The 400-nt window shown below is 64.0% G+C and carries 1 protein-coding gene; it reads right to left on the minus strand.

The genetic code is table 11. From position 1 onward, the window contains the following. The coding region (locus tag ON062_RS13670) for a hypothetical protein (protein ID WP_274647693.1) at positions 1-400 on the minus strand (400 nt) is incomplete at both ends.

Below are 400 nucleotides of genomic sequence, written 5' to 3' on the forward strand. Positions count from 1 at the left end.
TCGAGCCGGTACGGAATATCCAACCCCTCGCCGAGAAGACCCCCCTCGTCACGAGCGGTCTCCAACGCATCCTCGAACCAGTCCGCAGCCTCCGGCGAATCCAACTCCACCACCGGCCGGAACCCAGACCCATCCGTCATCACCGCCACCAGCAGCCGCACACCCGCAGCGAACTCATACGTCACGAAACGGTCATCAACAACAGGAGCAGGAAGCTCCAAGGGGAACCAGATCTTCACCCACTCCCCGTCGGCCTCAATCACGCCCAACGGCAACCCTGCCCCGGCGTCTCCGCCCGGGTTGAACCACATCGGGAACACTGGAGCGGCGACGCCGAGCATCGCGCCCGTATCGTCCAACTCACCAGAAGCGTCCGAAACGGTACGCGCCATCGACACAC

The sequence above is a fragment of the Microbacterium sp. C7(2022) genome (assembly GCF_028823665.1).
Classification (GTDB): domain Bacteria; phylum Actinomycetota; class Actinomycetes; order Actinomycetales; family Microbacteriaceae; genus Microbacterium.